General features: G+C 74.6%; 12 protein-coding genes. All 12 read left to right on the forward strand.

Annotation, left to right across the window (positions count from 1 at the left end; all coding sequences use genetic code 11):
• Positions 1 to 137 precede the first annotated feature (137 nt).
• Positions 138 to 1,031, forward strand: coding sequence for a glycosyltransferase family 2 protein (locus L6E12_RS30940; protein ID WP_236231466.1), 894 nt, complete (start codon positions 138 to 140; stop codon positions 1,029 to 1,031).
• A gap of 113 nt (positions 1,032 to 1,144) precedes the next feature.
• Positions 1,145 to 2,479: an extracellular solute-binding protein gene (locus tag L6E12_RS30945; protein ID WP_236231467.1), complete on the forward strand. Its 1,335-nt coding sequence runs from the start codon at positions 1,145 to 1,147 to the stop codon at positions 2,477 to 2,479.
• A gap of 3 nt (positions 2,480 to 2,482) precedes the next feature.
• Entirely contained in the window at positions 2,483 to 3,379 is an 897-nt protein-coding gene (locus tag L6E12_RS30950) for a carbohydrate ABC transporter permease (protein ID WP_236231468.1), read from the forward strand.
• A complete protein-coding gene (locus L6E12_RS30955; protein ID WP_236231469.1) occupies positions 3,376 to 4,203 on the forward strand; it encodes a carbohydrate ABC transporter permease in 828 nt (275 codons plus the stop codon). Before L6E12_RS30950 ends, L6E12_RS30955 begins: the two co-directional genes overlap by 4 nt.
• A gap of 204 nt (positions 4,204 to 4,407) precedes the next feature.
• Positions 4,408 to 4,923 (forward strand): D-glycero-alpha-D-manno-heptose-1,7-bisphosphate 7-phosphatase, encoded by a 516-nt coding sequence (locus tag L6E12_RS30960; RefSeq protein ID WP_374201975.1) that lies wholly within the window; start codon positions 4,408 to 4,410, stop codon positions 4,921 to 4,923.
• Positions 4,920 to 5,909 carry a glycosyltransferase family 9 protein gene (locus tag L6E12_RS30965; protein WP_236231470.1) on the forward strand — a complete coding sequence of 330 codons (990 nt, stop codon included), beginning with the start codon at positions 4,920 to 4,922 and terminating at the stop codon, positions 5,907 to 5,909. Before L6E12_RS30960 ends, L6E12_RS30965 begins: the two co-directional genes overlap by 4 nt.
• Entirely contained in the window at positions 5,906 to 6,793 is an 888-nt protein-coding gene (locus tag L6E12_RS30970) for a glycosyltransferase (RefSeq protein ID WP_236231471.1), read from the forward strand. Before L6E12_RS30965 ends, L6E12_RS30970 begins: the two co-directional genes overlap by 4 nt.
• On the forward strand, positions 6,790 to 8,022 hold the full coding sequence (locus L6E12_RS30975) for a glycosyltransferase (RefSeq protein WP_236231472.1): 1,233 nt from the start codon (positions 6,790 to 6,792) through the stop codon (positions 8,020 to 8,022). Before L6E12_RS30970 ends, L6E12_RS30975 begins: the two co-directional genes overlap by 4 nt.
• Positions 8,019 to 8,630: an SIS domain-containing protein gene (locus L6E12_RS30980; RefSeq protein ID WP_374201976.1), complete on the forward strand. Its 612-nt coding sequence runs from the start codon at positions 8,019 to 8,021 to the stop codon at positions 8,628 to 8,630. Before L6E12_RS30975 ends, L6E12_RS30980 begins: the two co-directional genes overlap by 4 nt.
• A gap of 13 nt (positions 8,631 to 8,643) precedes the next feature.
• On the forward strand, positions 8,644 to 9,918 hold the full coding sequence (gene rfaE2 / locus L6E12_RS30985; RefSeq protein ID WP_236231473.1) for a D-glycero-beta-D-manno-heptose 1-phosphate adenylyltransferase: 1,275 nt from the start codon (positions 8,644 to 8,646) through the stop codon (positions 9,916 to 9,918).
• A complete protein-coding gene (locus L6E12_RS30990; protein WP_236231474.1) occupies positions 9,919 to 10,599 on the forward strand; it encodes an SDR family oxidoreductase in 681 nt (226 codons plus the stop codon). It begins immediately after the preceding gene.
• On the forward strand, positions 10,590 to 10,769 hold a 180-nt coding region (locus L6E12_RS30995), incomplete at its 3' end, for an aldehyde dehydrogenase family protein (protein ID WP_236231475.1). The genes L6E12_RS30990 and L6E12_RS30995, both read left to right, overlap by 10 nt.

The raw sequence follows: 10,769 nt of genomic DNA on the forward strand, positions 1-10,769 counted from the left end.
GCCCGGCGGGCCCTGGGCGACCGGGCGGCGCGCACCGCCCTCGGGGAGGCCGTGCGGCGGCTGCCCGCGGCGGCGCGCGGTCGCAGCGCGCTGCCGCACCGGGTGCTGCGCCGCGTCGAGCTGGTGGAGGGCGCGGCGTGAGCGGGCGGGTGACCGTCGTGGTGATCACGCACAACCGGCGGGCCGAGCTGTGCCGCACGCTCGCGCACATGACCGCGCTGCCGGACCGGGCGCCGATCATCGTGGTGGACAACGGTTCCGGTGACGGCAGCGCGGCGGCGGTGGCCCGCGACTTCCCGGAGGTGGAGCTGCTGGCCAGCCCGCGCAACCTCGGGGCGATCGGCCGCAACCTGGCGGTGGAGCGGGTGCGCACGCCCTACGTGGCGTTCTGCGACGACGACACGTGCTGGGAACCGGGGGCGCTGACCCGGGCCGCGGACCTGCTCGACGAGAACCCGGAGCTGGGCTCGGTCACCGGGCGATGCCTGGTCGAACCGGGGCTGCGGGAGGACCCGATCACCCCGGAGCTGCGCCACTCCCCCGTTCCCGGCCCGGACTGGCTGCCGGGCCCGGCGCTGCTGGGCATCATGGCCGGGCTCAGCATGGTGCGGGTCTCGGCGTTCCGCGACGTCGGCGGGTTCAGCCCGAGGCTGTGGCTCGGCGGCGAGGAGGAGTTGTTCGCCATCGACCTGGCCGCGCGCGGCTGGTGGATGTGCTGGGCCGAGGACGTGGTGGTGCGGCACGCGCCGTCGCGGGCGCGCGACCCGCGGGCCAGGCGGGCCGACGGCATCCGGAACACGCTGTGGACGGCGTGGCTGCGCAGGCCGGTGCGCAGCGCCGTGCGGCACACCGCCTGGGTGCTGCGCGGTGCCCCGAAGGACCGGGCGACGGCGGGCGCGGTGGGTCGCGCACTGCTGGGCCTGCCGTGGGTGCTGGCCGGGCGCCGGGTGGTGCCCCCCGACGTGGAGGAGGGGTTGCGCCTGCTGGAATCCGCCCGCGTGGGGCGCACCGCGCGCAACTACGTCGGCTGAGCCGCCGGTCACCCGGCCGATCACGGTCATGGCACCACCACGTCACCCACTGTGGTTTGGGCCACACCCCCAGTGGGTAGCTCCCGCCTGGTCGTGGGAGGGGGAGGGTGGCCGTGGGGCGACGGGTGCGGGTGTGCGCGGTGGTGGCGGCGGTGCTGTTGTCCGGGGGCTGCGGTGGGTTGGGGGCCTCGCCCGAGGACGCGCCCAACGCGTTGACCACCATGGGCTTCGGCCTGCCGGACGAGCACGCCACCGCCCGCGTCGCGGTGTTCCGCGACCGGTTCCCCGACACCGACCTGCGGATCAACGAGGGCGCCTTCGACGAGCAGCAATTCCTCTCCGCCGTCGCAGGCGGCGAACCGCCGGACCTCGTCTACGCCGACCGGGCGAAGCTGGGTGCCTACGCGGCCCGGGGCGCGGTGGAGCCGATCGACGACTGCCTGCGCTCGCACGGGGTGGACCAGGCGCAGTTCCGGCCCGCCGCGATGCGCCAGGTCACCTACGGCGGGAAGGTCTACGGCGCACCGGAGTTCGCCACCGTGCGGCTGCTGATCATCAACAACACCGCCGTGCGCGCCGCGGGCGTCGACCCCGCCACCGTGTCGACCACCGACTGGTCCGCCCTCGCCGACCTGAGCACCCGGCTGGCCGACAACGCGGGCGGGCGGTTCCGGCGGATCGGCTTCGACCCCAAGCTGCCCGACTTCCTCCCGCTGTGGGCCAAGGCCAACGGCGTGGAGCTGATCACCCCGGACGGGCGCGGGGTGCGGCTCGACGACCCCGCAGTGGTCGAGACCCTGCGCTACACCACGGACCTGGTGAAGTCGCAGGGCACGTGGGCGGCGTTCAAGGCGTTCAAGGACGGCTTCAACGACTTCGGCGCCGACAACGCCTACGCCAAGAACCAGCTCGCGGTCATGCCGATGGATTCCTTCTACATCAACACCCTCGCCACCAACTCCCCCGACGTGGACGTGACGATCACCCCGTTCACCGACCGGCGGGGCGAACCCGTCACCGAACTGGGCGGGCAGGCGTGGGCCATCCCCAAGGGATCGCGGCACCCGGACCGGGCCTGCGACTTCCTGGTCACCATGACCGCCACCGACACCTGGGTCACCGCCGCCAAGGCTCGCCGCGACGCGCTGGCCGCCAAGGGCAGGCCCTACGGCGGCACGTTCACCGCCAACCGGGTGGCCGACGAGGAGATCTTCACGAGCGTGTACGCCGCGCAGGGCAACCGCATCCTGGACCAGGGCGTGCCGATCGTGCGCGCGTTGCAGGACGACTCGTTCGCCCTGCCCGCCAGCCCCGCCGGACCGGACCTGATCAGGGCCTGGCAGCAGGCGGCCACCCGGGTGCTGACCGGGGCGCAGACCCCCGAGGAGGCGCTGCGGCAGGCGCAGCGCGAAGCCGACGCCGCACTGCACCGGGTACTGGGGAGGTAGACCGTGAGCCGGACCGAGCGCCGGGCGCCGTGGCTGTTCCTGTCGCCGTGGCTGGTGGGCTTCGCCGTCTTCACCGCGGGTCCGATGCTGATCAGCCTGTGGTTGTCGTTCACCCGCTACGACATGCTCACCCCGGCGGAGTTCGTCGGCACCGACAACTACCGCGAGCTGTTCACCGACCCCAAGGTCGCCACCGCGCTGGGGAACACGCTGTTCTTCACCGCCGCGCACGTGCCGCTGCAGATCGTGCTGGCCCTGGTCCTGGCCGGCCTGCTGCGCCGGGCCGGGCGCGCGGGCGGGGTGTTCCGGACCCTGCTGTACCTGCCGGTGATGACCCCGCCGGTGGCGCTCGCCGCGCTGTTCCTGCTGCTGCTCAACGGGCAGACCGGTGCCATCAACGACGTGCTGGGCTGGTTCGGCTTCACCGGCCCGAACTGGACGACCGACCCGGCGTGGATCAAGCCGGGCCTGGTGCTGATGAGCCTGTGGACCGTGGGCAGCACGGCCGTCATCTACCTGGCCGCGCTGACCAGGGTGCCGCCGGAGCTGTACGAGGCCGCCGAACTCGACGGCGCGAGCCCGTGGCGGCGGTTCCGGCACGTCACGCTGCCGATGATCAGCGGCACGGTGTACTTCACCGTCATCGTCAACACGATCGCGTCGTTGCAGGTCTTCACCGAGGCCTACGTCATGTTCTACGGCAACGCCCAGACCGAGGCGGGCCGCGACGACTCGGCGCTGTTCTACGTGATCTACCTGTTCCAGCAGGCGTTCGGCTCGCTGCGGATGGGCTACGCCTCGGCGCTGGCGTGGGCGCTGTTCGTGGTGATCGCGCTGATCACCGCCCTCCAGGTCCGGGCGAGCAGGCGGCTGGTGCACTACGAGGGCGAGGCGCGATGAGGACCAGGGGGCGCGGGGTCGCGCTGGCGGGGTTGGTGGTGGCGGCGGTGGCCTTCGGCTACCCGTTCGCGTGGCTGGTGAGCGCCTCGCTCAAGGACCGGGCGCACGTGTTCGACAACGCGCTGCTGCCGGTGCCGTTCGCGCCGCAGAACTTCGTCGAGGTGTGGCGGGCGGTGCCGCTGCTGACCTGGATCGGCAACAGCGTCGCGGTCGGGGTGGCCGCGGCGGTCGCGGCGACGCTGTCGAGCGCGGTCGTGGCCTACGGCTTCGCCCGCTACCGCTTCCGCGGCCGGGGTCTGCTGTTCGGGCTGGTGCTGGCGACGATGATGCTGCCCGGCGCGGTCACGATGGTCCCGGTGTACCTGGAGTGGCACGCGGTGGGCCTGGCGACGACGCAGGTGCCGCTGTGGGCGCAGAACCTGTTCGGTTCGGCGTTCTACATCTTCCTGCTGCGCCAGTTCTTCCTCGGTCTGCCCTCGGAGGTGTTCGACGCGGCCAGGGTCGACGGCGCCGGTCCGCTGCGCACCTTCACCAGCATCGCGCTGCCGCTGGCGCGGCCGGGGATGGTGGTGGTGTTCGTGTTCGAGCTGCGGTCGGCGTGGACGGACCTGATCAAGCCGCTGATCTACCTGCGCGAACCGCAGTTCTACACGCTGCCGCGCGGGCTGAAGACGGTGCTCGACCGGTTCGGCCAGGGTGGGGAGTCGCAGTGGGAGATCGTGCTGGCGGCCAGCGTGGTGGCCACGGTGCCGATGATCGTGCTGTTCCTGTGCGCCCAGCGCTACTTCGTCCGGGGGCTGGTCACCCAACACGTGGAACAGTGAAAGCCACCCTTTCAGGTGAATCCTTTCGGGTGAATGTTTCTCGATCCCGTTCCCGGCTTTCCGGGGATGTTCCGGCGGATATTTCCCGATGGGAGACAAGAGCCTGATCCACGTCGGGTGACGGCCATTTTTCCATTCACCAGTACGAGCGTCTGCTTACCGTCGAAGTGTTTACCAGCGAAGATGCTGGATATCACTGCTCCCGTGACACCACCTCCTGCCGCTGTGCTGCTGGATCGGGATGGCACCCTCGTGCACGACGTGCCCTACAACGGAGACCCCGCGCTGGTGCGCCCGATGCCCGGGGCGGCGGAATTGACCACCGCGCTGCGGGGCCGGGGGATTCCCACCGGGGTGGTGAGCAACCAGTCCGGCATCGGTCGGGGAATGCTCACCGAGGAACAGGTCGCCGCGGTCAACGCCAGGGTGGACGCCCTGCTCGGCCCCTTCGGCACCTGGCAGGTCTGCCCGCACAGCCCGGAGGACGGCTGCGCGTGCCGCAAGCCGCAGCCGGGTCTCGTCCTCGCGGCCTGCGCGGTGCTGGGTGTGGACCCGTCCGACGCGGTGGTCATCGGCGACATCGGCGCGGACGTCGACGCGGCGCGCGCGGCGGGTGCCCGGGCGATCCTGGTCCCGACCGAGCGGACGCTGCCCGAGGAGGTCGAACGCGCCCCGGTCGTCGTCGCGGACCTGCACGCCGCGCTGGCGGTGGTCCTGTGAGGACGATCGTGGCCCGCCTCGACAGCGACGGGGACGTGCTGCTGGCCGGGCCCGCCGTCCGGGCCGCCGCGGCGGCGGGCGAGGTCACCCTCCTGGTGGGGCCCGCGGGCCGCCAGGCGGCCGGGTTGCTGCCCGGGGTCGACGACGTGCTGGTGTGGGCGTGCCCCTGGGTGGCCAACCCCGCGCCCGCGGTGGACGCCGCCGACGTGGACCGCCTCGTCGACGCGGTGCGGCAGCGCCGACCGGACGTGGCGCTGGTCCTGACGTCCTTCCACCAGAGCCCGCTGCCGCTGGCGCTGCTGCTGCGGCTCGCCGGGGTGCCCAGGATCGTCGCCCGGTCGATCGACTACCCCGGTTCCCTGTTGGACGTGCGGCTGACCGACGACGCCGACATCCCCGAGGCGGAACGGGCCCTGGCGGTGGCGCGGGCGGCCGGGTTCGAGCTTCCCCCCGGGGACGGCGGCGGCCTGGCGGTCCTCCCGCAGCCCTCGACCACCCCCGGCCCGTACGTGGTGGTGCACCCCGGCGCGTCGGTCCCCGCCCGCACCTGGTCGCCGGACCGCTGGGCCGAAGCGGTCGCGGTGCTCACCGGGCGCGGGCACCGGGTCCTGGTGACCGGCGGCCCCGGCGAACGCGCGCTGACCGCCCGGGTGGCGGGCGCGGCCGGGGTCGACCTGGGCGGCCGGACCACGCTGGCGGAGCTGGCCGGGCTGCTGGCGGGCGCCGACGCGCTGGTGGTCGGCAACACCGGCCCCGCGCACCTGGCCGCCGCCGTGGGCACCCCCGTGGTGTCGCTGTTCGCCCCCGTGGTGCCCGCCGCCCGCTGGGCACCGCACGGCCCGCACGTCCTGCTCGGCGACCAGACCGCGCCGTGCCGGGACACCCGGGCCCGCGACTGCCCGGTACCTGGCCACCCGTGCCTCGACGGGGTCGACCCCCGCCGGGTGGCCGACGCCGTCGACGAGCTGATCGGAGTCCGCGCATGAGGGTCCTGCTCTGGCACGTGCACGGTTCGTGGACGAACGCCTTCGTCCGCGGCGAGCACGAGTTCCTGCTGGTGGCCCCGCCCGACGGGGTGGGCCTGGCCGGGCGCGACTGGCCCTCGGCGCGGGAGGTGCCGCTGTCGGGCCTCGACCGCGGCAGCGCGGACGTGGCGGTCGTGCAGAACCCGCGCGAGCTGCCCATGGTGCCCGCCGGGATGCCGGTGGTCTACCTGGAGCACAACACGCCCAAGGCACCCAACGAGCGCCACCCGATGGCCGACTGGCCGGGGCGGCTGGTGCACGTCACCCACTTCAACGCGCTGATGTGGGACACGGGCAGCACCCGCACCACCGTCATCGAGCACGGTGTGGTCGACCCAGGACCGCTCTACACCGGTGAGCTGCCCCGGGCGGCGGTCGTGGTCAACGAACCCGTGCGCCGCGGGCGGGTCGTCGGCACCGACCTGCTGCCCCGCTTCGCCGAGGCCGCCCCGCTCGACGTCTACGGCATGGGCACCGAGCTGCTGGGGCCGATGGGCCGCGGCGACCACGCCATGGCCGACCTGCACCGGGAGGTGGCGCAGCGGCGGGTCTACCTGCACCCGGTGCGGTGGACGTCGCTGGGGCTGTCGCTGCTGGAGGCGATGTGCCTGGGGATGCCGGTGGTCGCGCTGGCCTGCACCGAGGTCGGCCGCGCGGTGCCGCCGGAGGCCGGGGTGGTGTCCAACGACCCGGACCGGCTGGTCCGGGGACTGCGCGAGCTGGTGTCCGACCCGGACGCCGCCCGCGCGCGGGGTGTCGAGGCCAGGCGCACCGCCCTGGCCCGGTACGGGCTCGACAGCTTCCTCAAGGCTTGGGACCGATTGCTGATGGAGGTGACCGCATGAGAATCGCGATGGTGTCCGAACACGCCAACCCCCTCGCCGCCCTCGGCGAGGAGGACGCGGGCGGCCAGAACGTCCACGTCGCCGGTCTGGCGTCCGCGCTGGCCGACCGGGGGCACCGGGTGACCGTCTTCTCCCGCCGGGACGACCCGGGATCGCCGGCAGTGGTGCACGCCAACGGTTACGACGTCGTGCACGTCCCGGCCGGGCCCGCCGCCCCGGTGCCCAAGGACGACCTCCTGCCGCACATGAACGACTTCACCCGGTTCCTGGCCCGGCACTGGCGCGACGACACCCCGGACGTGGTGCACTCGCACTTCTGGATGTCCGGCATGGCCTCGGTCCTGGCCGCGCGGACGGTGGGCGTGCCGGTCGTGCACACCTACCACGCGCTGGGCACGGTCAAGCGCCGCCACCAGGGTTCGGCCGACACCAGCCCGGCCAAGCGGATCGGCATCGAGCGGATGGTGGGCAAGCGGGCCGACGCCATCGTGGCCACCTGCACCGACGAGGTGTTCGAGCTGGTGCGGATGGGGCTGTCGCGGCAGAAGGTGACCGTGGTTCCGTCCGGGGTGGACGCGCAGCGGTTCAGCCCGGACGGCCGGGGGGCACCCAGGAGCACCGGGCACCGCGTCGTCACGGTCGGCAGGCTGGTGCCGCGCAAGGGTTTCGCCGAGGTGATCAGCGCGCTGCGCCTGCTGCCGGACACCGAACTGGTCATCGCGGGCGGCGGCGCCGACGTCGAGGCCGACCCGCAGGCGCGGGCGCTGCTGGAGCACGCCGAGTCGGTCGGGGTGCGCGACCGGGTGCGGCTGACCGGGCGGGTGTCGCGGCGGTCCATGCCCGCGCTGCTGCGCTCGGCGGACGTGGTGGTGTGCGCGCCGTGGTACGAACCGTTCGGCATCGTGCCGCTGGAGGCCATGGCGTGCTCGGTGCCGGTGGTGGCCACCGCCGTGGGCGGGCTGGTGGACACCGTCGTCGACGGGGTCACCGGGCTGCTGGTGCCGCCGCGGGACCCGGTGGCGCTGGCCAAGGCGCTGCGCTCGCTGCTCGCCGACCCCACCCAGCGCCAGGCCCTGGGCCTCGCGGGCTGCGACCGGGTGCAGGCCCGGTACCTGTGGGAGCACGTCGCCCAGGCCACCGAGGAGGTCTACCTTCGGGTCGACGCGGGTGCCGCAGCCGGGACGGGCAGTGCCCTCGGGGCGGCGGACATGGTGGAGGTGGCCCGGTGAGCGCGGAGGCCCAACTCGACCCGGCGGTCGACGCCGCGCTGGGCGGTCACCTCGACCGGCTCGCGGTCACCCTCGACGGGCTGCGGGCGCAGTCGCGGCTGGTGTCGCGGTGGGGCGGTGTGCTGGCCCGGCGGCTGTCGGCGGGCGCGCGGCTGCTCGCCGCGGGCAACGGCGGTTCGGCGGCCGAGGCCCAGCACCTCACCGCCGAGCTCGTCGGCCGCTTCCGCGACGACCGGCGGCCGTTCTCGGCGATCGCGCTGTGCGCGGAGACCTCCAGCGTCACCGCGATCGGCAACGACTACGGCTACGAGCAGGTCTTCGCCCGGCAGGTCACCGCGCACGCCCGGCCCGGTGACGTGCTGGTGCTGCTGTCGACCAGCGGGCGCAGCCGCAACCTGCTGGAGGCGGCCACCGCGGGCAGGCTGGCCGGGGCCCTGGTGTGGGCGATGACCGGCCCGGGGCCCAACCCGCTGGCCGAGGCCGCCGACGAGGTGCTGTGCCTGCCGGGCGCCACGGCCAACGTGCAGGAGGCGCAGCTCGTGGCCGTGCACGCGGTGTGCGCGGCGTTCGAGGCGGCGCTGCCCGGGGCGTCCCGGAGGGCGTCATGAAGGGGGTCGGACCGTGAAGCTGGTCGTGGTGGGGGACGCGCTGCTCGACGTGGACGTGCGGGGCTCCGTGGGCAGGCTGTGCCCGGACGCCCCGGCGCCGGTGCTGGACGTGAGCGGGGAGACCGCGCGGGCCGGTGGCGCGGCGCTGGCGGCCACCCTGGCGCACACCGACGGGGTGGACGTGACCCTGGTCAGCGCCGTGGCCGACGACGAGGCGGGGCAGCGGCTGCGCGCCGCGCTCGGGGACGTGCCCGCGGTCTGGGGACCGTCGCCGGAGCCGACGCCGGTCAAGACCCGGTTGCGCGCGGGCGGCACCTCGCTGGCCCGCATCGACAGCGGCGGCGGCCCGCGCCCGCCTGCGGCGACCGACGCGATGCTCGACGAGGTGCTCAGCGCCGACCTGGTGCTGGTGTCCGACTACGGCCGCGGCCTGGCCCGCGACGAGCGGCTGCGGGCGGTGCTCGACCGGGTGCCGGTCGTCTGGGACCCGCACCCGCGCGGCCCCGCGCCCACCCCGGGCGCCCGGCTGGTGACGCCCAACGCCGCCGAGGCCGAGGCGTTCTCCGGGCTCGGCGACCCCACCGAGGCCGCCGCGGAGCTGCGGCGGCGGTGGTCGGCCCGCGCGGTCGTGGTCACCCTGGGCGCCCGGGGCGCGCTGCTGCACGGCGGCGGCACCCCCACGGCGGTCCCCGCGCGGCGCATCCCGGTGCTGGACCCCTGCGGGGCCGGGGACCGGTTCGCCGCCACCGCCGCCGCCCGGCTGATGGCGGGCGCGGCACCGGACGAGGCGGTGGCCGCCGCGGTCACCTCGGCGGCGGACTTCCTGCTGCGCGAGCACCCCGAGGCGGACCGCCCATCCACTGTGGACGCCGTGCGCGCCAGGGGTGGCACCGTCGTGGCCACCGGCGGGTGCTTCGACATCCTGCACGCAGGCCACGTCCGCACCCTGCGCGCCGCGCGGGCGCTCGGCGACTGCCTGGTGGTGTGCCTGAACTCCGACGACTCCGTGCGCAGGCTCAAGGGCCCGGACCGCCCGGTGACCACGCAGGACGACCGGGTGGAGGTGCTGAGCGCGCTGGGCTGCGTTGACGAGGTGGTCGTGTTCGACGAGCGCACCCCGGAGCAGGTGCTCGGCGTCCTGCGGCCGGACGTCTGGGTCAAGGGCGGGGACTACTCCGCCGAGACCCTGCCCGAGGCCGAACTGGTCGCGAGCTGGGGTGGGCGGACCGTGGTGGTGCCCTACCACAGCGGTCGCTCGACAACCGGAATTCTCACGAGGAGGAGCTGAATGCTGGGTCAGGTGCTGGTCACCGGCGGTTCGTCCGGGCTGGGCGCGGCCGTCGTGCGCGCCGTGCACGCGGCGGGCGGGCAGCCGCTCGTGCTCGACAAGGCGGCCCCCTCGGCCGCGGAGGTCGCCGACTTCGAGGCGGTGGACCTGTCCGACACCCGGGCGGCGGAACGGGCCGTCGCCGCGATCGCCGGTCGCAACGGCGGCCTGCGCGCCGTCGTCACCGCCGCCGGGATCGACGCGTGCGGGGCGCTGGACGTGGTGCCCGCAGAGGACTGGGAACGGGTGGTGATGGTCAACCTGTTCGGCACGGCCGCGGTCATCCGCGCGGCACTGCCGATGCTCGACGGCGGGCGGGTGGTCACCATCTCCTCCACCCTGGGCCTGCGCGCGGTCGGCGACGCCACCGCCTACTGCGCCTCCAAGTTCGGCGTCGTCGGCTTCACCAGGGCCCTGGCGGCGGAGACCGCGGGCCGGGTCGGGGTCACGCTGGTGGTCCCCGGCGGGATGCGCACGCACTTCTTCGACGACCGCCCGGAGCAGTACCGCCCGGCCGACGACTCCCGGCTCAACCCACCGGAGCGGGTGGCCGACGCGATCGTGTTCGCCCTCTCGCAGCCCGCCGGGTGCGAGGTCCGCGAACTGGTCGTCGCGCACGCCGAGGAGGGCTCGTGGCCGTGACCCTGGACATCCGCTCCCCGCTGGACGGCCACGAGGTCGGCTCCCTGCCCACCGCCACCGAGGACGAGGTCAGCCGGGCCGTGCGGGCGGGCGTCGCCGCCCGCGGCCCGTGGGCCGACACCCCGGCCGCCGAGCGCGGTGCCGCGGTCCGCGCCGCGGCGGCCTCGCTG

The organism is Actinokineospora sp. PR83 (assembly GCF_021056305.1).
GTDB classification, from domain to species: Bacteria; Actinomycetota; Actinomycetes; order Mycobacteriales; family Pseudonocardiaceae; genus Actinokineospora; species Actinokineospora spheciospongiae.